The organism is Modicisalibacter sp. 'Wilcox' (genome assembly GCF_010993675.1).
Classification (GTDB): Bacteria; Pseudomonadota; Gammaproteobacteria; order Pseudomonadales; family Halomonadaceae; genus Modicisalibacter; species Modicisalibacter tunisiensis.
The window spans coordinates 421,873-441,732 of sequence record NZ_WNXF01000001.1 but is presented as its reverse complement, the minus strand read 5'-3'; the positions used below and the strand labels follow the sequence as shown (position 1 = coordinate 441,732).

At 69.5% G+C, this 19,860-nt stretch carries 20 protein-coding genes; 6 read left to right on the top strand and 14 right to left on the bottom strand.

Annotated elements, in window-relative coordinates; translation table 11 throughout:
• Positions 1-130 precede the first annotated feature (130 nt).
• Together G7A98_RS01955 and G7A98_RS01950 are read right to left on the bottom strand one after the other, a co-directional pair.
• Positions 131-1,228, bottom strand: a complete 1,098-nt coding sequence (locus G7A98_RS01955) for a branched-chain amino acid aminotransferase (protein WP_163647795.1) — start codon at positions 1,226-1,228, stop codon at positions 131-133.
• Positions 1,229-1,444: 216 nt separating this feature from the next.
• Positions 1,445-2,962, bottom strand: coding sequence for a leucyl aminopeptidase (locus tag G7A98_RS01950; protein WP_163647794.1), 1,518 nt, complete (start codon positions 2,960-2,962; stop codon positions 1,445-1,447).
• A gap of 203 nt (positions 2,963-3,165) precedes the next feature.
• Between G7A98_RS01950 and lptF the strand changes: the two genes are divergently transcribed.
• The 4 genes from lptF (at position 3,166) to bfr (ending at position 6,305) form a co-directional block, all read left to right on the top strand.
• The gene (gene lptF / locus G7A98_RS01945) at positions 3,166-4,245 is read left to right on the top strand and encodes an LPS export ABC transporter permease LptF (protein ID WP_163647793.1); all 1,080 of its coding nucleotides are present in this window, start codon (positions 3,166-3,168) and stop codon (positions 4,243-4,245) included.
• Positions 4,245-5,309, top strand: a complete 1,065-nt coding sequence (lptG, locus tag G7A98_RS01940; protein WP_163647792.1) for an LPS export ABC transporter permease LptG — start codon at positions 4,245-4,247, stop codon at positions 5,307-5,309. The genes lptF and lptG overlap by 1 nt, the downstream gene beginning before the upstream one ends.
• A 143-nt stretch (positions 5,310-5,452) precedes the next feature.
• Positions 5,453-5,656, top strand: a complete 204-nt coding sequence (locus G7A98_RS01935; protein WP_163647791.1) for a (2Fe-2S)-binding protein — start codon at positions 5,453-5,455, stop codon at positions 5,654-5,656.
• Positions 5,657-5,828: 172 nt separating this feature from the next.
• Complete coding sequence (bfr, locus tag G7A98_RS01930) at positions 5,829-6,305, top strand: bacterioferritin (protein WP_163647790.1); 477 nt, start codon at positions 5,829-5,831, stop codon at positions 6,303-6,305.
• Positions 6,306-6,410: 105 nt separating this feature from the next.
• Here bfr and G7A98_RS01925 read toward each other — a convergent pair whose 3' ends face one another.
• The 5 genes from G7A98_RS01925 to G7A98_RS01905 all read right to left on the bottom strand — a co-directional run bounded on the left by G7A98_RS01925 (position 6,411) and on the right by G7A98_RS01905 (position 10,170).
• Positions 6,411-7,502 (bottom strand): 5-(carboxyamino)imidazole ribonucleotide synthase, encoded by a 1,092-nt coding sequence (locus G7A98_RS01925; protein WP_163647789.1) that lies wholly within the window; start codon positions 7,500-7,502, stop codon positions 6,411-6,413.
• Position 7,503: 1 nt separating this feature from the next.
• The gene (gene purE / locus G7A98_RS01920) at positions 7,504-8,010 is read right to left on the bottom strand and encodes a 5-(carboxyamino)imidazole ribonucleotide mutase (RefSeq protein WP_163647788.1); all 507 of its coding nucleotides are present in this window, start codon (positions 8,008-8,010) and stop codon (positions 7,504-7,506) included.
• A gap of 330 nt (positions 8,011-8,340) precedes the next feature.
• Positions 8,341-8,574 carry a DUF1653 domain-containing protein gene (locus G7A98_RS01915; RefSeq protein WP_163647787.1) on the bottom strand — a complete coding sequence of 78 codons (234 nt, stop codon included), beginning with the start codon at positions 8,572-8,574 and terminating at the stop codon, positions 8,341-8,343.
• Positions 8,564-9,385, bottom strand: coding sequence for a tRNA cyclic N6-threonylcarbamoyladenosine(37) synthase TcdA (gene tcdA, locus G7A98_RS01910; RefSeq protein ID WP_163647786.1), 822 nt, complete (start codon positions 9,383-9,385; stop codon positions 8,564-8,566). The genes G7A98_RS01915 and tcdA overlap by 11 nt, the downstream gene beginning before the upstream one ends.
• On the bottom strand, positions 9,382-10,170 hold the full coding sequence (locus G7A98_RS01905; RefSeq protein ID WP_163647785.1) for a pseudouridine synthase: 789 nt from the start codon (positions 10,168-10,170) through the stop codon (positions 9,382-9,384). Before G7A98_RS01905 ends, tcdA begins: the two co-directional genes overlap by 4 nt.
• Before the next feature lie 296 nt (positions 10,171-10,466).
• Between G7A98_RS01905 and G7A98_RS01900 the strand changes: the two genes are divergently transcribed.
• Together G7A98_RS01900 and G7A98_RS01895 are read left to right on the top strand one after the other, a co-directional pair.
• On the top strand, positions 10,467-11,189 hold the full coding sequence (locus tag G7A98_RS01900; RefSeq protein WP_163647784.1) for a Sir2 family NAD-dependent protein deacetylase: 723 nt from the start codon (positions 10,467-10,469) through the stop codon (positions 11,187-11,189).
• Positions 11,190-11,285: 96 nt separating this feature from the next.
• Positions 11,286-12,050, top strand: coding sequence for a DTW domain-containing protein (locus G7A98_RS01895; RefSeq protein WP_163647783.1), 765 nt, complete (start codon positions 11,286-11,288; stop codon positions 12,048-12,050).
• On the opposite strand, the gene G7A98_RS01890 is transcribed toward G7A98_RS01895, so the two are convergent.
• From G7A98_RS01890 to def, 7 genes are all read right to left on the bottom strand, one after another.
• Positions 12,042-13,262, bottom strand: coding sequence for a TraB/GumN family protein (locus tag G7A98_RS01890; RefSeq protein ID WP_163647782.1), 1,221 nt, complete (start codon positions 13,260-13,262; stop codon positions 12,042-12,044). The two genes, G7A98_RS01895 and G7A98_RS01890, sit on opposite strands and share 9 nt — an antisense overlap.
• Before the next feature lie 144 nt (positions 13,263-13,406).
• Entirely contained in the window at positions 13,407-14,855 is a 1,449-nt protein-coding gene (locus G7A98_RS01885; RefSeq protein ID WP_163647781.1) for a TrkH family potassium uptake protein, read from the bottom strand.
• A 46-nt stretch (positions 14,856-14,901) separates the two neighbouring features.
• Entirely contained in the window at positions 14,902-16,275 is a 1,374-nt protein-coding gene (gene trkA, locus G7A98_RS01880) for a Trk system potassium transporter TrkA (protein ID WP_163647780.1), read from the bottom strand.
• Between the two features lie 165 nt (positions 16,276-16,440).
• Entirely contained in the window at positions 16,441-16,647 is a 207-nt protein-coding gene (locus G7A98_RS01875; protein WP_163647779.1) for a dodecin, read from the bottom strand.
• Positions 16,648-16,723: 76 nt separating this feature from the next.
• Complete coding sequence (gene rsmB, locus G7A98_RS01870; RefSeq protein ID WP_163647778.1) at positions 16,724-18,046, bottom strand: 16S rRNA (cytosine(967)-C(5))-methyltransferase RsmB; 1,323 nt, start codon at positions 18,044-18,046, stop codon at positions 16,724-16,726.
• Complete coding sequence (gene fmt / locus G7A98_RS01865) at positions 18,039-19,016, bottom strand: methionyl-tRNA formyltransferase (RefSeq protein WP_163647777.1); 978 nt, start codon at positions 19,014-19,016, stop codon at positions 18,039-18,041. The genes rsmB and fmt overlap by 8 nt, the downstream gene beginning before the upstream one ends.
• A 244-nt stretch (positions 19,017-19,260) precedes the next feature.
• On the bottom strand, positions 19,261-19,773 hold the full coding sequence (gene def / locus G7A98_RS01860; RefSeq protein ID WP_163647776.1) for a peptide deformylase: 513 nt from the start codon (positions 19,771-19,773) through the stop codon (positions 19,261-19,263).
• Positions 19,774-19,860 lie beyond the last annotated feature (87 nt).

Genomic DNA, 19,860 nt, shown 5'->3' with positions numbered 1-19,860 from the left:
CGGGCTACGGGCTACGGGCTACGGGCTACGGGCTACGGGCTACGGGCTACGGGCTACGGGCTACGGGCTACGGGCTAAGAGCCGGCATCGTACAGCTCGCGACTCGTAGCCCGCCGCTTGATTCCGGGGATTACGCCAGCCGGGTCAGCCAGCCGCGCTTGTCGTCGCTGCGACCGTACTGCAGGTCGAGCAGGCGGGTGCGCAGGCGCCTGGCGTATTCGCCGCCGTTGTCGCCGGACAGGCGCAGGCGCTCGTCCTCGCTGACCAGCTCGCCGACCGGGGTGACCACCGCGGCGGTGCCGCAGGCGAAGACCTCGACCAGCTCGCCGGAGGCCGCCCCCTCGCGCCACTCGTCGATGCTGATGTGGCGCTCTTCCGGGGTCAGGCCCTCCTCGCGGGCGAGCTCGAGGATCGAGTCGCGGGTCACGCCCTCGAGGATGGTGCCGGTGAGCTGCGGGGTGACGATGCGCCCGTCCCGGTAGACGAAGAACAGGTTCATGCCGCCGAGCTCCTCGATCCAGCGGTTCTCGACCGCGTCGAGGAAGGCCACCTGGTCGCACTGGTGCGCCTCGGCTTCCTTCTGCGCGGCCAGCGAGGCGGCGTAGTTGCCCCCGCACTTGGCGTAGCCGGTGCCGCCCGGCGCGGCGCGCTTGTAGTTGGACGACAGCCAGATCGACACCGGCTTGACGCCGCCCTTGAAGTAGGCGCCGGCCGGCGAGGCGATCACGTAGTAGTCGACCTCCTTCGACGGACGCACGCCGAGGAAGGTCTCGCTGGCGATCATGAACGGGCGCAGGTAGAGGCTGGTTTCCTCGCCGTCGCGCGGGGTCGGCACCCAGGCGCTGTCCTGGGCGAGCAGGGCCTTCAGCGAGCCGATGAAGTCCTCGTCGGACAGCTCGGGCAGCGCCAGGCGGCGGGCGGAGGCGCGGAAGCGTTCGGCGTTCTTTTCCGGGCGGAAGGTCCACACCGAGCCGTCGGCATGTCGGTAGGCCTTGACGCCCTCGAAGATCTCCTGAGCGTAGTGCAGCACCGCGCAGGCCGGATCCAGGACCAGCGGGCCGTAGGGGCGGACTTCACGGCCGTGCCAGCCGGCATCCGCCGTCCAGCGGATATGGGCCATGTGGTCCGTGAAGTAGCGGCCGAAGCCGGCGTTGCCGAGAATCTGCTCGCGGATGGCGGGATCCGTGGGGTGGGCGGTAGGCCGGATGTCGAAGCCTGAAGTGGTCACCGGAGGTCTCCGTAGCTGTGAGGGCCGGGGCGGGGTGCCCGGCGGTCGTTACGCGTTGCGGGTTTCGTTCGGGCGCCGCTCGGGGAGGGTCGGGGACGACCGGGCAGGGCGGTGCCGTGGATGCTGTCGAGAATGACACAAACGCCGCGGGCCGGGAAAGCCCGGCCCGCGGCATGTCACGAGGACGTTAGCACGCAAATGGCTGGCTGCGAAGCCTCAGTCGGCCTCGGTGGCCACCGTCTCGGTCTCGCGATCCAGCAGGTACTGGGTCAGCAGTCCCACCGGCCGGCCGCTGGCACCCTTCTCCTTGCCGCTGCTCCAGGCGGTGCCGGCGATATCCAGGTGCGCCCAGGGGTAGTGGTCGGTGAAGCGCGAGAGGAAACAGCCGGCGGTGATGGTGCCCGCCGGGCGGCCGCCCACGTTGGCCAGGTCGGCGAAGTTGGAGTCCAGCTGCTCCTGGTACTCGTCCCACAGCGGCAGGTGCCAGGCACGGTCCCAGGCGGTCTCGCCGGCGTCGAGCAGGTCGAGCGCCAGGTCGTCGTCGTTGGCCATCAGCCCGGTGGCATGATGGCCCAGCGCGATGATGGCGGCGCCGGTGAGGGTGGCGATATCGATCACGCTGGCCGGCGTGAAGCGCTCGGCATAGGTCAGGGCGTCGCAGAGTACCAGACGGCCCTCGGCGTCGGTGTTGAGCACCTCCACCGACAGACCCTTGAGGGTCCTGATGATGTCGCCGGGCTTGGTGGCGCGGCCGTCGGGCATGTTCTCGGCGCTGGCGACGATCGCCACCAGGTTGACCTTCGGGCGGATGGCGAGCACCGAGGTGACGGTGCCGAACACGCTGGCGGCACCGCACATGTCGAACTTCATCTCGTCCATGCCCGCGCCGGGCTTGAGCGAGATGCCGCCGGAGTCGAAGGTGATGCCCTTGCCGACCAGCACGTGGGGCGCCTCCTCGGGGTCCTCGGCGCCCTGATACTTCATGACGATCAGCCGCGAGGGTTCCTCGCTGCCGCGGCCCACGGAGAGCAGCGAGTGGGCGCCCAGTTCCTCCAGGGCGGCCTCGTCGAGGATCTCCGTGGTCAGGGCGCCGCCCGACTCGGCGGCCAGCTGCTCGGCACGGCCGGCGAGGTAGCGGGGTGTGCAGACATTGCCGGGCAGGTTGCCCAGGGTGCGAGCGTAGTTGATGCCCTCGCCGACGGCCTGGCCGATCCGTGCGCCCTGGCGGGCGGCGTCGGCCTCGGCGCTGTCACTGACCAGCAGGCCGAGCTTGGCCAGCCGTGAGGCCGGGGCAGGCTCCGACTTGAACTCGGTGAAGCGATACAGGGCGCGCAGCGTGGCCTCGCCGACCATGCGGGCCTTCCAGGCCGCGTCGCGCTCATTGACCGGCACGTCGTTGAAGGCGACCACCGCCTCGTCGACGGGCAGCTTGGCCAGTGCCGGGAAGGTGGCATCGAGGGCCTTGCGGAAGTTGCCCTCGTGGCACTTGTCGCGCTCGCCGAGGCCGACCAGCAGCAGGCGTTCGGCGGCCAGGCCCGGCGCGAAGGGAATCAACTGCACGTTGCCGAGCCCGGCGTCGAAGTCGCCGCGCTCGATCAGCTGGCCGATCAGCCGTTCGCTGGCGTCGTCGAGCTTGGCGGCGGCCGGGAGCAGGTCGCCGTCCTTGAACACCGGCACCACGAGACAGGCCGTCTCCACCTTGGCCGGATTGACGGTGAGAACAGAAAATTCCATGGCGTCTCCACAGGGCTGGGGGTACTGACGGGGATCGCCGCCCGTGACGAGACAGCGCCCCGGGGAATCGGGATAATGCCGGCGGCGTCGAGCGCGGCCGGCCGAATTCCCAGTGTACGCAAAGCGCTGCGGCATTGCATGGACGTCGTGAGCGCGCCGGCGACGGGACGTGCTATCGTTAACGCGCCCTGAGGGAGACCGCTTTGATTATCTTTCGTTATCTGATTCGCGAAATCCTGATCACCATGGCGGCCGTCGCCGGCGTGCTGTTGCTGGTGATCATGGGCAGTCGCTTCATCCGTTATTTCTCGGATGCCGCCGCCGGCGAGATTCCGGTCAGCCTGCTGGGTACGCTGATGCTGCTGCACATGCCCAGCTTTCTCGAGCTGATCCTGCCGCTGGCGTTCTTTCTCGGCATCCTGCTGGCCTACGGCCAGCTCTATCTCAACAGCGAGATTACCGTGCTCGTCGCCTGCGGGGTCAGCCCCAACCGGCTGCTCAAGGTGACCATGCTGCCGGCGCTGCTGGTCACGCTGCTGGTGGCGGCGTGCAGCCTGTGGCTGACCCCCACGGGGGCGCGCCAGAACGCCATGCTGATCGAGGAGCAGCAGAGCCGCCTGGATTTCTCGGCCCTGCAGCCCGGGCGCTTTCAGGACTTCGGCGACGGCCGTACGGCCTACACCCGCGACTTCAACGACGACAAGACGCGCATGCAGGACGTGTTCATCAGCGAGCGCCAGCGGCGCGGCGACGGCACCCCGGAAACCGTGGTGACGCGTGCCGAGGGCGGCTACCAGACCACCGATCCCGATACCGGCAGTCGCTTCCTGGTGCTGAAGAACGGCCGGCGTTACAGCGTCGCGCCGGGGCGCAACGTGGCCGAGCGCCTGGACTTCGAGACCTATGCCGTGCGGCTGTCGCGGGCCGCCGAGATGGCCACCCTCGACGATGCCAGGTACGCCTCGACACCGACGCTGATCGCGCGTGGCGACGTCCAGGCCCAGGCCCAGCTGCAGTGGCGCGCGAGCCTGCCGCTGATGGTGCCCATCCTCACGCTGCTGGCGCTGCCGCTGTCGCGGGTCAATCCCCGCCAGGGCCGCTTCGCCCGGCTGCTGCCGGCGATCTTCCTGCACATCAGCTACCTGAGCCTGCTGCTGGCCGCGCTGGATGCCATCGGCCGCGGCTCGTTGTCGCCGACGATCGGCATGTGGCCCATCCATCTCGGCTACCTGCTGCTGGGGCTGTGGCTGACCCGACGTTCGCAACTGGCGGGAGGACGCTGATGCTGGCCGATCGTTTCGACCGTTACCTCGCCCGCAACGTGCTGGGCGCCATCCTGGTGGTGCAACTGGTGCTGCTGGGGCTCGACCTGGTGATCAGCTTCATCAACGACCTCAACGACGTCGAGGGGGGCTACTCGACCCTCGACGTGCTGTTCTACCGCGGGCTGCAGCTGCCCTGGCGCTTCTACCAGTACGCGCCGGTGGCAGTGCTGATCGGCTCGCTGATCGGGCTGGGCAGCATGGCCTCGAGCAACGAGCTGACGGTGATTCGTGCCGCGGGACGTTCGCTGACGCGGATTCTCTGGGGGGCGATGAAGCCGCTCATCCTGATCGTCGCCATCCTGCTGCTGATCGCCGAGTTCGTCAGCCCGCGCACCGAGCAGTTCGCCAAGGCCTGGCGGCTGGAGCAGATGGAAGGCGCCGGGGCGGTGCTCAGCGAGCGTGGCGGCTGGCAGCGGGAAGGCGACGACTACTATCGCTTCGGGGCGATTCGGGCCGACGACACGGTGGTCGGCGTGACCCGCTACCACTTCGACGGCCAGCGGCTGCTCAGCGCCACTCAGGCCAGCCGGGCGGTCTGGCAGGGCGACCACTGGGAGCTCGAGAACGTCGATGTCACCCGTTTCACCGAGTCGGGCACCACCTCCCGCCATGCCCCCCGTCAGGCCTGGGACACCTCGCTCTCGCCGGCCCAGCTCAACCGTCTGCTGCGACCGGTCGACAGCCAGGCGCCCAGCGAGCTGTGGGCCTATGCACGCTACCTGCAGTCCCAGGGGCAGGCCGCCACCCAGCCGCTGCTCTACTTCTGGCAGAAGCTGCTGCTGCCGTTGACCCTGGCCTCGCTGGTGCTGGTCGCCGCCTCCTTCGTCTTCGGACCGCTGCGCAGCGTCGCCGCCGGCACACGGGTGTTCTACGGCGTGATCGTCGGCCTGTCGTTCAAGTACCTGCAGGACCTGCTGGCGCCGGCCTCCACGCTGTTCGGCTTCTCGCCGGTCTGGGCGGTGCTGGCGCCCACCCTGGGCTGCGTGGCGCTGGGGCTGTACCTGCTGCGCCGCAGCGGCTGACCGGGCCCACCTCGTCACGGCTGGGCTTTGGCGCGGCCGTGAGAGCCGCTCCCTATCGTCGTGATGGTTTTTGACGATGAGGGTTGCGGAGACATATGCGAATCATTTACATTCGATATCGCATTACCCAGCGAGGTGTGATCATGTACGTATGTCTCTGCAAGGGCGTTTCCGATCGGGCCATCCGCCAGGCCGTGGACGAGGGCGCGCGCAACTGGCGCGAGGTGCGCGAGCGGACCGGCTGTGCCACGCAGTGCGGCAAGTGCGCCTGCATGGGCAAGGCGATCACCCGCGATACCCTGGCGCGGCAGGCCGAGTGCGAGCCGAGCCTGGCCTACGCGATCTAGTCGAGACTGCTTGACGTTGCCATCCGTCATTTCATGGCACTTGGGAATCGTGTGTAACCTGTTGGTCTGATTGGACTTTTTTTACCCTGTCAGCAATACTGGAAGCCAATCGACCGCGGTCGGCGGCGTACCGCTGTGCCCGTGACACAACAAGGCTTGCAAGGAGATTCCCATGAAAGGCGACGTCAAGGTCATCGAGTACCTGAACACCGTGCTCGGCAACGAGCTGGTGGCGATCAACCAGTACTTCCTGCATGCCAAGATGTACAAGGACTGGGGCCTGAAGGCGCTGGCCAAGTGGGAGTACGACGAGTCGATCGAGGAGATGCGCCATGCCGACGAGCTGATCGAGCGCATCCTGTTCCTCGAGGGCCTGCCCAACCTTCAGGACCTGGGCAAGCTGCGCATCGGCGAGGATACCCGCGAGATGCTCGAGAGCGATCTGGCCCTGGAACACCAGGCACGCGGCGACCTGCTGGATGCCATTACCCACTGCGAGCAGGTGCGCGACTACGTCAGCCGTGACCTGTTCCGCAAGATCCTCGACGACGAGGAGGAGCATATCGACGCCCTCGAGACCGAACTCGGCCTGATCGACAAGGTGGGCATCGAGAACTACCTGCAGAAGCAGATGCACGACGCCGGCTGAACCACCGAGTGATGGGCCGTGCAACGACGAAGGCGCCCCGCGGGGCGCCTTCGTTGCGTTCGGGGCGGCGTTTTTTCGGCGCTCCGGCGCTCCGGCGCTCCGGCGTCAGCCCAGCTCGTTGACCAGCAGCGCCTCGACGGCGGCGATGCGCTCGGCGAGCTGCGCCTCGTCGGCGGCCAGCACCGTCACATGGCCGATCTTGCGTCCCGGGCGCGGCGCCTTGCCGTAGTCGTGCCAGCGGGTGCCGGGAATGGCGAGTACCGCGTCGCGCTCGGGCAGGGTACCGATGACGTTGAGCATGGCGCAGGGGACCAGCCGCGCGGTGTCGCCCAGCGGCAGGCCGGCGATGGCGCGCAGGTGGTTCTCGAACTGGCTGGTCACCGCGCCCTCGATGCTCCAGTGGCCGGAGTTGTGCACCCGCGGGGCGATCTCGTTGGCCAGCAGGCCATCGCCGGCGACGAAGAACTCGAAGGCCATCACGCCGACGTAGTCCAGGCGCTCCATCACCCGCCGGGCGTAGTCCTCGGCGCGTGCCTGCTGCGGATGCCCGGGCTGCGGCACCGAGCAGTGCAGCATGCCCTGACGATGCTCGTTGCGCGCCAGCGGCCACACGCGCACCTCGCCATCGCGACCGCGCACGGCGATCACCGAGACCTCGTGGTCGAAGTCGATGAAGCCTTCCAGCACCATCGGCACGCCGCCCAGCTCGGCGAAGGCGCCCGCGACGTCGCCGGCCTCGCGCAGCATCTTCTGGCCCTTGCCGTCGTAGCCCAGGGTGCGGGTCTTGAGCACCGCGGGCAGGCCGATGTCGCCCACCGCGGCGTCGAGATCGGCCTGGCTGTCGATCGCCGCCACCGGGGGGAGCGGGATGTCGAGATCGCGGAACAGGGTCTTCTCGGCCCAGCGGTCGCGGGCCGTGGCCAGCGCCTGCGCAGGCGGGAAGGCCGGGCGTTCGTCGGCGAGGCGGGCGACCACCTCGGCGTCGATGTTCTCGAACTCGAAGGTGATCACGTCGCTGACCGCGATCAGTCGCTCGCGGGCGGCGGCGTCGTCCCAGGCGGCGCGCAGGTGGTCGCCGTGGAGTGCGGCGCAGGGCGCCTCGCCGGGGTCGAGGAAGGTGAAGCGGGCGTCGAAGCCGGCGCCGGCTTCGGCAAGCATGCGGCCGAGCTGGCCGCCACCGACGATACCGATACGCATGTCACTGGCCTCCCTGGTCCTGCGGGCGCGGGTCCGGCGCGTCGAGCACGGCCCGGGTCTGTTCGGCGCGATACGCCTCGAGGCGTTCGCGGATCTCGGGGTACTTGTTGCCGAGCATCGCCGCGGCCAGCAGCGCGGCATTGACCGCGCCGGCGCGGCCGATCGCCAGGGTACCGGTGGGGATGCCGGCGGGCATCTGGACGATCGACAGCAGCGAGTCGACGCCGCTGAGCATGCTCGACTGCACCGGCACGCCGAGCACCGGCAGCACGGTCTTGGCGGCGGCCATGCCGGGCAGATGAGCGGCGCCGCCGGCCCCGGCGATGATCACCTCGAGGCCGCGCTCGGCGGCGCTGCCGGCGTAGTCGAACAGCAGATCCGGGGTGCGGTGGGCGGACACCACCTGCACCTCATGCTCGATGCCCAGCCTGTCGAGGGTCTCGGTGGTGTGGCACAGGGTCGACCAGTCGGACTTCGACCCCATGATGACGCCTACCAGTGCGCTCATGCTCTTTTCCCCTTGCGACGTCGGGCCGTTGCCGACGGGGCCGGCGGCCGGGACGCGCTCGCTCGTCTGTGGATGATCCGGGCGGGGCGTCGGGCCCCGCGAAGCAGGCGCCGGATTATAGCATCGCGGCGCCCTCGGGGCATGCCGTCGGGGTCTGGATGCAGGGCAATCGCCGTTGACTCTGATGAGGGCGCCGGGGGCAGGTTGAAGAGGGGGTTCTACGCCATGGATGGCGTAGGTAGCGCCCAGGGAAGGGGTCACAGCGCCCCCTAGCAGACCTGCCGACGGATCAGACCGAGTCATGTTGCAGCTATCTACATAGCCCTGGACCTAGATGAAAGAGGCCTCGAGCTCGAAGCGCGGCACCGGCTCGCCGGCGACCTCGACGGTTTCGCTGAACATCGAAAGCGGCCTGACCCACAGGCCGTAATCGCCGTAGAGCGCCCGGTAGACCACCAGCGGCTCCTCGGTCTCGCTGTGATGGGCCACGCCGAGCACCTCGTAGGTCTGCCCCTTGTAGTGACGGTAGATGCCCGGCACCGGGTGGCTGGATTCACGAGACATCGGCGCTCTCCTCGGTAATGGGTGTCGGGGCCGGGCGTGCGGCCAGCCTGGCCAGTACGCGTGCGGCGGCGGTGAAACCGAAGCTGCCGGTGACGAAGGTCGCCGCGCCGAAGCCGCTGGCGCAGTCGAGCCGGGTGGCCTCGCCGCTGCCCGGCTTCTGCAGGCAGACCTCGCCGTCGCTGCCCGGATAGACGAGCTGCTCGTCAGAATAGACGCATTCCACGCCGAAGCGGCGTTTCGGGTTGCGCGAGAAGCCGAAATCCCGGCGCAGCCGGGCGCGCACCTTGGCCAGCAACGGATCGTGCTCGGTGCGGGCCAGGTCGGCGACGCGGATGCGCGTGGGGTCGGTCTGGCCGCCGGCGGCGCCGGTGACGGTCAGGCCCAGCTTGCGGCGCTTGCACCAGGCGATCAGCGCGGCCTTGGCGACGACGCTGTCGATGGCGTCGACCACGTGGTCGGCGTCCTCGGGCAGGCGCTCGGCGAGATTGGTCGGGGTGACGAAGGCGGTGTCGGCGACGACCTCGATCCCGGGATGGATCGCCCGGCAGCGCTCGGCCAGCACCGCGACCTTGGGGCGGCCGATGGTGCCGTCCAGGGCGTGGAGCTGACGGTTGACGTTGGACACGCAGACGTCGTCCAGGTCGATCAGCGTCAGCCGGCCGATGCCGGCGCGGGCCAGCGCCTCCACCGTCCAGCTGCCGACACCGCCGACACCCACCACCACCACGTGAGCGTGGCGGAAGTGCTCGGCGGCCCGGGCGCCGTAGAGGCGACGGATGCCGCCGAAGCGAAGGTCGTAATCGTCGTTCATGGCGTCTCCTCGGCAATGCCGCGAGAGGCCGACGGGGCGGCCTCGGACCAGTGGTAGCCGTCGCCCGGCGCATGCGCCGACCAGCCGAAGCGCGTGAACAGCCGCTGCATGTCCGGTTCGAGCGCGCCGCGCAGACACAGGGTGGCCTCGGCTCGCGGATGCCGGACATGCAGCTCGACGGCGGCCAGCAGCAGGCGCGGGCAGTCCAGCCGCTCGCGGAAGAAGCGGTTGTGCACGCCCTTGCCGTGCTTGGCGTCGCCGATGATCGGGTAGCCGCGCCGCGACAGATGACGGCGAATCTGGTGGCGACGTCCGGTCAGCGGCCGCGCCTCCATCAGTGAATAGCGCGTGGTCGGGTAGCGGTCGACGCTCACCGGCAGTTCCACGCTGTCGAGCCGGCACACCTCGGTGAGCGCCGGCTGGGCGGGCATCTCGGCCTTGGGGCGCGGCCCGTCCTCGTCGCGCAGCGGGCCGTCGAGGCGGTCCCGTTCGGGGCCGACACCGCGCACCACCGCCAGGTAGCGCTTGTGCACCCGGTGCGCGGCGAAGGCCTCGCCGAGCTCCCGCGCCGTGTCGGCGTCCAGGGCAAACAGCAGCACGCCGGAGGTCGGCCGGTCCAGGCGGTGCACCGGGTAGACGCGCTGGCAAAGCTGATCGCGCAGCAGCTGCAGGGCGAAGCGCGACTCGCCCCGCGCCAGGGCGGTGCGATGCACCAGCAGGCCCGGGGGCTTGCGCACGGCGACCAGATGGTCGTCCCGGTAGAGGATCGGCAGTGGCTCGTTCATCGCGGCAAGACGTGTCGTGTGGCAGAAGGGCGGGCATTGTCGCCGTTCGTGGCGGTGGCTGTCACCCTTCTTGCGGGGCGGCGTAGACGGCTGACTCGCTCGCGGCTGGTGCCGACGACAAGTCTTCGAGGGGGGCGCTGTGGACCCTTCCCTGGGCGCTACCTCGGCCATCCCCGGGCCGAGGACCCCCTCTCCGGTCTGTCCCCGGCGCCTCTCGCGACAGTGCTGCAGGCCGGGACCTATGAAGGCGGGCGGCGATGGTATAGTCAAGGGCCGAGATCGACGCGGAGCCCGCCATGAGCCAGCCCGATTCCCGCCGCCTGGTGGTCCTCACCGGGGCCGGCATCAGCGCCGAGAGCGGCCTGAAGACCTTTCGCGACGGCGACGGCCTGTGGGAGAACCATCGCATCGAGGACGTCGCCACGCCGGAGGCCTGGGCGCGCGACCCCGAGAGCGTGCTGCGCTTCTACGACGAGCGCCGCGAGCAGGTGCGCCGCGCCCGCCCCAACCCGGCGCATCAGGCCCTGGCGCGCCTCGAGCGGGCGGGCTTCGCGGTGCGGATCATCACCCAGAACATCGACGACCTGCATGAGCGGGCCGGCTCCTCGGACGTGCTTCACCTGCACGGCGAGATCCTCAAGGCGCGCTCCAGCGTCGACCCGCGCCTGCTCTATCCGCTGGCCCGCGGCGGCATCCGCCCGGGTGACCTGTGCGACAAGGGCAGCCAGCTGCGCCCGCATGTGGTGTGGTTCGGCGAGGCGGTGCCGGCCTATGGTCCGGCCTGCGACAGCGTCGCCGAGGCCGACCTGCTGCTGGTGGTGGGCACCTCGCTGACGGTGATGCCGGCGGCGATGCTGCTCGATGCCGCCCCCGTCGAGTGCCCCTGCCTGCTGGTCGATCCCCGGGCCAGCGAGGTCTCGCCGCGCTGGGTCACCGCCTTCGACGAGCTGGCGAGCCGTGGTGTGCCACGACTGGTCGAGCAGTGGCTGGCGGCGGGGCGGCTGCTCGCGCCGTCGTGATGCCCGCCCTGCCGGGGCGGGACGCCATCGATTGACGGGCTACCGGGCCGGGCATGCTAGAATGCCCGGCCCTGTCGTTGATGGCCTGTCCTGCCCATGAAAGATGATTCCGACGCTCCGATCGCCGAGCGGGCGCCCGCGCCGGACGTGGCGTCCGATGCGCAGGCCGACCCGCCGCGCAAGCCCTTCAAGGCCCGCGGCAGCTTCGTCGAGCGCTGCGAGGAGTGCCGCCTGCCGGTGCTCAACTGCCTGTGTCCCTACTGCGTCACCGCCGAGAGCACCACGCGCGTGTGGCTGCTGACCCACCCGCTGGAGCATTACAAGCCCACCAACACCGGGCGGCTGATCGGCGACGTGCTGGCCGACACCGAGGTCTTCACCTGGCGGCGCACCGAGCCGGACGAAGGCCTTCTCGCCCGGCTCGACGACCCGCGCTTCGCGCCCTTCGTGGTGTTCCCCGACGACCAGCCGGACTACGCCCATCGGGTGGTGGGGCCGGAGGCCGTGCACGAGGCGCGCGACGACGGGCGCATCCCGGTGCTGATCCTGCTCGACGGCACCTGGCGCCAGGCGCGACGGATCTTCCGCAAGAGTCCGTATCTCGACACCCTGCCGGTGCTGCCGCTGCACACCTCGCGGCACACGCGCTATCACCTGCGCAAGCCGGCCTCGGCCTCGCACCTGTGTACCGCGGAGGTCGCCGCCGAGCTGCTGCGTCAGGTCGGCGACAGCGCGGCGGCGGACGTGCTCGATGATTATTTCGATGCCTTCAACGATAGCTATGCCTCCAGTCGGCGGCACAGCAAGCTGGAGGGGCCGACCCCGGCGATGCAGCGTCTGCTGGCGCGGCGTTCAGAATAGCTGTTCGGCGATCCGTAGCCCGGCGATCCAGGTGCCCGCCGCCGAGCCGAGGGTGGCGAGCAGGAACACCAGCAGCGTGCGCGAGACGCGGTTGCGCCACCAGCCCTTCACCGAGCTGACGTCGTGACGCAGTCGCGAGAAATCGCGCACCTTGGGCTTGCGCAGGGCCAGCTCGACGCCGGCGGCGACGAAGCCGGCGCCGATGGTGGGGTTGAGCGAGGTCAGCGGCGCGGCGACGAAGGTCGCCAGGATGGTGAGCGGATGCGCCAGGGCGATCGCCGAGCCCAGCGCCGAGAGCACGCCGTTGATCAAAAACCACTCGGCGATCAGCTGCCAGCCGAGCTGGGTGTCCCGCGAGAAGCCGATCGCGAAGCCGGCCAGCACCAGCACCGTGACCAGCCAGGGCAGGGCCTTCCACCAGCGCGTCCGCGGCGGCGTGGCCTCCAGTTCGGCGCGCTCGGCGCCGGGATCCTCGGGCAGCGGTTGCGAAAGATGTTCGGCGAGCCCCTTGAGATGGCCGGCGCCGATCACCACCAGCACGTGGCGATGAGGCGGGTCGCGGCGCTCCTCGGCCAGGCGCAGGGCCATGTAGCGGTCGCGTTCGCGAATCAGCGGCTCGTAGAGGGTCTCGGAGCGCTCGGCGAACTCGGCGAAGGTGGATTCCAGCACGTCGCCCTGCTTGAGCCGCTCGATGTCCTCGCTGGACACCGTGTCGCGGGAGAACAGGCTGCCCACCAGGCCGCCGATCAGGCCGGCGCGCTGCCACCAGGGCACCCGGGTATAGATGCGCTTGAGGGTCACGCCGATGTCGCGGTCGATGAGCAGCAGCGGCAGGTCGGCACGCCGGCAGGCCTGGACGGCGGCACGCATCTCGGCGCCGGGTTCGATGCCGGACTGCTCGGCAACGCGCTGCTGGAAGGCGCCCAGTGCCAGGCTGGCGGCGACCATGCCGGCCTTGCCCTGGCGGAAGATCTGGAACAGGTCCTGATCGTCCATGCTCCTGGGCTGGGTGAGGTTCTGGTGGCGCGAGGGGCACAGTTCGACGGCCACGGCGTCGAACTCGCCGGAGTCGATCAGCTCGCGAACCTCGTCGGCGCTGGCGCGCGAGACGTGGGCGGTGCCCAGCAGGGTGTAGCGGGTGTCGCCGGCGTCGATCACCTGGCGCGGGCCGCGGGTGGTGTCCGGCGAGGCGATGTCCTGGGTGTCGGTCATGAGGGCTCGCTGTTTCAGGCAGAAACTCGATTATCCACGCCATGGCCGGGGGGGCAAACGCCAGCGGTGATTGAACTGTAAATGAGTACTTTGAGCCGATTTTTAACGCCGTATTGCCGAGCGCAGGCAGTTTTCGTATAAAGCCTAGCGTCGCCAGAAGGCGGGCGTGAATAACACCAGCACCGTGAAGATCTCCAGACGCCCCAGCACCATCGCCACCACCAGGATCCACTTGGCCAGTGCCGGGATCTCGCCGAAGTCGGTGGCCACCTCACCGAGCCCCGGCCCCAGGTTGTTGAGTGCCGAGCCCACCGCGGACCAGGCGGTGACCTGATCGAGCCCGGTGGCCAGCAGGCCGATCAGCATCAGGAAGAACAGCAGCACGTAGACCGCGAAGAAGCCCCACACCGCCTGGGCGACGCCGTCGGTCACCCGTATCTTGCCGACCTTGATGGCGATCACCGCGGTGGGATGGATCAGACGGGTCACCTCGCGCATACCCTGCTTGAAGATCAGCAGGATGCGGATCACCTTCATGCCGCCGCCGGCCGAGCCCGAGCAGGCGCCGACGAAGGCGGCGACGAACAGCATGAAGGGCAGGGCGCCCGGCCACAGCGAGAAGTCGGCGACCCCGAAGCCGGTGGTGGTGGCCACCGAGACCGCCTCGAACAGCCCGTGACGCAGCGCCTTCCACTGTGTGTAGTTGGGGTCGGCGAGCAGGGTGGCGATGCTGAGCAGGCTCAACAGCGCCAGGAAGCTCACGAAGAAGCGAAACTCCGGATCGTGCAGGTAGTGGCTCAGGCGCTTCTCGCGCCAGACCGCGAAGTGCAGCCCGAAGCTGGCCGAGGAAATCACCATGAAGACCACGCAGATCTGCTCGATGGTCGGGCTGTCGAAGTAGCCGATGCTGGCGTCATGGGTCGAGAAGCCGCCGATCGCCACCGTCGAGAAGCTGTGGCCCAGGGCATCGAACCAGTTCATGCCGGCCAGCCAGTAGGCCAGCCCGCAGATAATGGTCAGCGCCGCATAGATGTACCACAGCGCCTTGGCGGTCTCGGTGATGCGCGGGGTAAGCTTGGAGTCCTTGAGCGGGCCGGGAATCTCGGTGCGGTAGAGCTGCATGCCGCCGATGCCCAGCGTCGGCAGGATGGCCACCGCCAGCACCACGATGCCCATGCCGCCCAGCCACTGCAGCTGCTGGCGGTAGTAGCGGATGCCCTCCGGCAGCAGGTCGATGCCGGTGAGCACGGTGGCGCCGGTGGTGGTCAGCCCGGAGAAGGACTCGAACACCGCATCGGTCCAGGACAGCGAGGGGGCGCTGGACAGCATCAGCGGCAACGAGCCGAACAGGCCCAGCACGCTCCAGAACAGCACGGTGATCAGGAAGCCGTCGCGGGTGCGCAGCTCCTTGTGGGCGCGGCGGTTGGGCCAGTAGACCAGCGCGCCGGTGCCGGCGGTGATCACCATGGCGATGGCGAAGGCATGCCAGTCGCCGTCGGCGAACAGCCAGGAGATCAGGATCGGCGGCACCAGGGTCAGGCTGAACAGCATCAGCAGCAGACCCAGGATACGCAGGGCGACGCGCGGACTCATGACGGCGTTCCGTCTGGGTGAGGCATGACGAGTGACGGCGTCCGGGTCAGAAGAAGGTCAGGCCGACCTGGAACAGGCGCTCGACGTCGCGGATGCGGCGCTTGTCGATGACGAACAGGATGACGTGATCGCCGGACTCGACCACCACGTCGTCGTGGGCGATCAGCACTTCCTTGCCGCGCACCACGGCGCCGATGGTGGTGCCTGCCGGCAGGTCGATCTCGTCGATCGCCCGGCCCACCACCCGGGAGGAGCGCGAGTCGCCGTGGGCGATCGCCTCGATGGCCTCGGCCGCGCCGCGGCGCAGCGAGTGGACATTGACGATGTCGCCGCGGCGTACATGGGTGAGAAGACCACCGATGGTCGCCTGCTGCGGCGAGATGGCGATGTCGATCTCGCCGCCCTGGACCAGGTCGACGTAGGCGGCGTTGTTGATCAGCGTCAGCACCTTCTTGGCGCCGAGTCGCTTGGCCAGCATCGACGACATGATGTTGACCTCGTCGTCGTTGGTCAGCGCGCAGAAGATGTCGCAGTCCTCGATGTTCTCCTCGATCAGCAGCCGCTTGCTGGTCGCGCTGCCGTGCAGCACCACGGTGCGGTCGAGGCGCTCGGAGAGTGCGGTGCAGCGGTCCAGGTCGTGCTCGATGATCTTGACCTGATGGCTGTGCTCGAGCTGCTCGGCCAGGCGCTGACCGATGTTGCCGCCGCCGGCGATCAGCACCCGGCGGAAGTCGCGCTCGACCTTGCGCAGCTCGCTCATCACCGCGCGGATGTCCTTGCGCGCGGCGATGAAGAACACCTCGTCGTCGGCCTCGATCACCGTGTCGCCGCGCGGGATGATCGCCCGGTTGCGGCGGTAGATCGCCGCCACGCGGGTGTCGACGTTGGGCATGTGGCGGCGCAGAAAGCCCAGTTCCTGGCCCACCAGCGGACCGCCGTAGTAGGCCTTGACCGCCACCAGCTGGACCAGCCCGCCGGCGAACTCGAGCACCTGCAGCGCCCCGGGGTAGACGATCAACCGGCGGATGTGGTCGGTGACCACCTGCTCGGGGCTGATCAGCACGTCCACCGGCACCGCGTCGTGGGAGAACAGCCCCTTGCGGGTCAGATAGGCGGCGGCGCGCACCCGGGCGATCTTGGTCGGGGTGCGGAACAGCGTGTGCGCCACCTGACAGGCGACCATGTTGACCTCGTCGGAGTTGGTCACCGCGATCAGCATGTCGGCGTCCTCGCCACCGGCCTGGCGCAGCACCATCGGATACGAGGCGGGCCCGGTGACGGTGCGGATATCGAGGCGGTTGTGCAGTTCACGCAGCCGCTCGGTGTCGGTATCCACCACCGTGATGTCGTTCTCTTCGTGGGCCAGATGCTCGGCCAGTGTGCCGCCGACCTGGCCGGCGCCCAGTATGATGATCTTCATCGATGTCGAGTCCGCAGGGTTCGATGCCATCGCGCGGCCGGGCCGCGAGGCGGTGTATCAGACGCGAGGTAGCATAAACCACCCGGGCAGGGCGGGGACAGGTGTGTCGCGGTTCGGGGCGGGATTTCGGGGCCCCGGGCCGCCGCGACGGCCCGGGCGAGTCAGTCAGCTCAGTGTGAAGCCGACCTTGACGGTCACCTGCCAGTGGGCGATGCGGCCGTGTTCGACGTGGCCGCGGGTGTCGGTGACCTCGAACCAGCGAATGTCGTGAAGCGTCTCGTTGGCCTTGGCCAGGGCCTGCTCGACGGCATCCTCGATCCCCTTGGGTGAGGAACCGGTCAGTTCGATGTGCTTGTAGACGTGCTGGGTCATGGGCTGCTCCTTGCCGTTGCAAAACGAAGGCGCCGCTGGTGTGCATCGTTCAGCGGCGCCCTGGTCAGTATAGGCATCAGGCGCCGGGCGTTGTCGACTCCTTGACCAGCCGCGCGTAGAAGAAGCCGTCGTGGCCGCCGGTCTGCGGCAGCAGCTGGCGGCCGGCACCGGCGGCGCGGCCCCAGGCGGCATCCACGGTCTCGGCCCGGGCATCCGGGGTGCGTGCCAGGAAGGCGGCGATCTGCTCGGCATTCTCCTCGGGCATTACCGAGCAGGTGGCATAGAGCAGGGTGCCGCCCGGGGCCAGTGCCTGCCAGAGGCTGTCGAGCAGGCGTGCCTGAAGGGCGGCCAGCTCGCGCAGGTCCGAGGGGCGGCGCAGCAGCTTGATGTCCGGGTGGCGACGGATTACCCCGGTGCCCGAACAGGGCGCATCGAGCAGGATGGCCTCGTAGGGCGTGCCATCCCACCCGTCGAGCGAGCCGGCATCGGCGGCCTCGAGATGTGCCGCCAGGCCCAGGCGCTCGAGGGTTGTGCGTACCCGGGCCAGGCGCTGGGCGTCGACGTCCAGTGCCGTCAGCTCGGCGTCGCAGGTTTCCAGCAGATGGGCCGCCTTGCCGCCGGGTGCGGCGCAGGCGTCGAGCACGCGGGGGGTGGCTCGGCCGGCGAGCGCGGGAGCGAGCAGGTCCGCGGCGAGCTGGGCGGCCTCGTCCTGGACACTGACCTCGCCCTCGGCGAAGCCGGGCAGGGCGCTGACGTCGCAGGGCGTCTCGAGGGTGATCCCCGTGGCGGCATGACGGCACGGTTCGGCGGCGATGCCCGCCTCGGCCAGCCGCGCCAGATAGCCCTCGCGGGTGGTGCGGCGGGCGTTGACCCTCAGGGTCATCGGCCCGGGCTGATTGTTGGCCTCGGCGATGGCGCGCCAGTCGTCCGGCCAGGCCTGGCGCAGCCGCTTGAGCAGCCAGGTCGGGTGCAGCAGGGCCACGCCGGGATCGCGGTCGACCCGCCCCTGCAGGGCGACCGATTCGCGCTGGAAGCGGCGCAGGCAGCCGTTGATCACGCGGGTCGCCCAGCCCTTGTTCAGGGCGCGGGCGGCGCCAGCGGTCTCGCTGACCGCGGCGTGGGGCGGCACCCGCATGTACAGGAGCTGATAGAGCCCCAGCAGCAGCAGGGCGTGAATGTCGTCGTCGCGCTGCTTGAAGGGCTGGCGCAGCAGCTCCTGGGCCAGGGCCTGCAGGCGAGGCTGGGTACGGCACACGCCGAAGCACAGCGCCTTGGCGAAGCCCCGGTCGCGGGTGGCGACGCCGCTGTCGGCGAGAGCGGCGTCGAGCCCGGACAGTGACCCCTGGCTGGCGAGCACCGGGGCGAGCTGGCGGGCGGCGAAGGCGCGAACGTCAGTCATCGGTGGTCTCTCCCAGACGCTGCCCGGCGACGAAGCGCTCGCCGCGGGCATTGAGCAGGTCGCGCACCGCCAGCGGCTTGCCGCCGGGCAGCTGGGCCCGGGTCACCCGCAGCACCTCGCGCCCCGCGGGGCCACAGGCGATGCGCAGGGCATCGGGCGCGCTTTCCAGCAGGGTGCCGGGAGCGGCGCCGGCGGCCCGTGGCGTCGGTTCCGCCTCGGCCAGCCATAGCCGCAGGGTGTCGCCGTCGAGGCGTGTCCAGGCCACCGGCCAGGGGTTGAAGGCGCGTACCCGGGCGGCGAGTTCGGCCGCCGGGCGGGTGAAGTCCAGCGCCGCCTCGGCCTTGGAGAGCTTGGCGGCGTAGGTCACGCCGGTATCGGGCTGGGGTGTGGCGGCGAGGCCGTCGCCGGCCAGGGCGTCGAGCGCCTCGGCCAGCGCCTCACCGCCCAGCGTGGCCAGCCGGTCGTGCAGCTCGCCGCCGGTAGTGGTGGTCTCGATCGGCGTGCGGCGTTCCAGCAGCACGTCGCCGGTATCCAGCCCGGCGTCCATCTGCATGATGGCCACACCGCTCTCGCGATCACCGGCCTCGATGGCGCGCTGGATCGGTGCCGCACCACGCCAGCGGGGCAGCAGCGAGGCGTGGACGTTGAGACAGCCAAGCCGTGGGATGTCGAGCACCGCCTGGGGCAGCAGCAAGCCGTAGGCCACCACCACCATCACGTCCGGACGATACGCGGCGAGCTCGCGCTGGGCGTCTTCCGCCTTGAGGTTGACAGGCTGGTGCACCGGCAGGCCGTGCTCGAGCGCCAGCGCCTTGACCGGGCTGGGGGTGAGTTTGCGGCCGCGCCCGGCGGGGCGGTCGGGCTGGGTGTACACGGCGACTACCTCGTGGCGGCCGGCGAGCAGTGCGCGGAGGCTTTCCGCGGCGAAGTCCGGGGTTCCGGCGAAAACGACGCGCAGGGATCGGGTCATCGACAGGGCCTTGCTGACGGGAAAATGGACGATAGCGTAGCGGATGGGGCGGCGAACGAAAAACGCCGGAGCACCTCATGGGCGGCCCCGGCATCCCGATCAGGCAATGATAACAGGAGCGACGGGAAGGCCGAATCGCGACTGAAGTCGCTCCCGCAATCCGGCTGACCACCTCGGTCAACCGGGGTGCGGGTTTTTGTGGGAGGGAATCTCGCCCCGAGCGCCCTCGGGCAGGGAAGCGTCGTCAGGCGGACTGCATCTGCCGGTGACGCTTCTGCATCTTCTTCATCACGCGGTCGCGCTTGAGCGGCGAGAGGTAGTCGACGAACAGCCGCCCCTCGAGATGGTCGCACTCGTGCTGGATGCAGTGCGCCAGCAGCCCCTCGGCCTCGCGCTCGTAGGGCTGGCCGTCGCGCCCCAGCGCCTTGAGCCGCACGCGCAGGGCGCGGGGCACCTCGGCGTAGTACTCGGGGATCGACAGACAGCCTTCCTGCATCGGCTCGCGCTCGTCGCCGAGCGGCTCGTACTCGGGGTTGATCAGGACCAGCGGTTCGCTGCGGTCCTCGCTGGCATCGATGACGATCACCCGACGATGGACGTCGACCTGGGTCGCCGCCAGGCCGATGCCATGCGCGTCGTACATGGTCTCGAGCATGTCGTCGACCAGGGCGCGGACCTCGTCGTCGACGGTCTCGACCGGCGCCGCCCGGGTACGCAGGCGTTCGTCGGGGAATTCGAGGATTTCTAGCTTGGCCATGGCGTTGAAGGTACCGTATTCGGTTTATGCAACAATGTTGCCCCAATTGTAGTCCGCGGCGGCGCATTACGGAACCGCCGGGCCGGG